We start from the raw sequence: 1,267 nt of genomic DNA, 5'->3' as shown, positions 1-1,267 counted from the left end.
GGCACTGAACCCTTAAAATGGGAACTTAATAAAAACACTATTTTCTAGGATGCTAATTTCCTGAACTCTATAGGAGATAAGTAGCCTAGTTTTTGTTGAATTCTTACTTTATTATAGTTTTCAATGTAATTTTCGACAATATCTATTACAATGTTATTAGAGCTCTTGAGCTCTTTATTTAAGTAGAATGTTTCACACTTTAGCGAGGAATGGAAACATTCAATTGGGGCATTATCAGCTGGCGTTCCCTTACGGGACATGCTTCTGGTAATGCTTTTTTCTTCGCATAATTTATAATATTCATACGATGTGTAAACACTTCCTTGATCGCTATGAAGTATACAACTATCTGGAATTTCTAATTGGTTCAAAGTCTCGTTCACTAAATTTTGATTCTGGTGATTATCTATAGTATAAGCAACTATTTCCCCGTTATAGACATCCATAATTGACGATAGATACAACATTGTATTACCGAAAGGTAAATAAGTAATATCTGTTACAAGTACTTCTAATGGACGATTTGCATTAAAATTCCTCTGTAACAAATTGCCTGTTTTATAGAATGGATTACCTGGTTTTTTAGATTTTTTAGGTTTAACCCTACAATTCAATTCGTTTTCTTGCATAAGCCTTTGCACTTTCTTGTGATTAATTTTTTCCTTACTAAATTTATTTAATTCAGCAGTCACTTTTCTATAACCATAGGTATATTTGTGCTTATGACAAATCGATTTAATTGCTTCTAATTCCGAATTTGTTTCATGTTTTTTACATTTCCAGCGATAATAGGTAGATTTGGGTATGTTAAATACCTCTAATATCATTTTAACTGTATATTTTGATTCTAATGCTTCAACCACTTGTATTATTATTTTGGGCGACACTCCCTTTCCAATTCCTTGTACTTTTTTAAAATTTCTAATTCTGCGTTTTTTCTTTTATTCTCCAATTTTAATTGTTCAATTTCTGAAAGTTCTTCTAATCCCTTTCCGTAGGAATATTGTTTTCCAACTTGTTGATGAAATCTATAATGTTCACCATTTTGGTACCATTTCCACCAAGTTTTCACTTGTGATCTATTTCTAATGTTTAATGTATTCATAATTTCTTTTGCACTATATCCCTCAATTTTCATTTCAATAGCTTTATTTTTGGTTTCTAGTGAATAAGTAACTCTTTTCATAGAAAAACACCTCCGTATAAATTCATTTTAGTATGAATTCAACGAAAGTGTTTTTATTTTATTCCCACAATTGGGGGTCAG

Annotated in this window: 1 protein-coding gene; it reads right to left on the bottom strand. The window is 30.5% G+C overall.

Translation table 11 applies throughout. The annotated features are described in order from the left end of the window. Positions 1–44 precede the first annotated feature (44 nt). Positions 45–1,186, bottom strand: a protein-coding gene (locus SOJ_RS06935) for an IS3 family transposase (RefSeq protein ID WP_156789159.1) whose coding sequence is annotated in 2 segments (ribosomal slippage) — positions 45–916 and positions 916–1,186 — 1,143 coding nt in all. Because the reading frame shifts where the segments join, the coding sequence is not laid out codon by codon here. Positions 1,187–1,267: the final 81 nt, after the last annotated feature.

The organism is Staphylococcus sp. OJ82, from assembly GCF_000294465.1.
Lineage (GTDB): Bacteria > Bacillota > Bacilli > Staphylococcales > Staphylococcaceae > Staphylococcus > Staphylococcus equorum.
The sequence above is the reverse complement of the archived record's forward strand: the minus strand, read 5'-3'. Positions and strand labels throughout refer to the sequence as shown.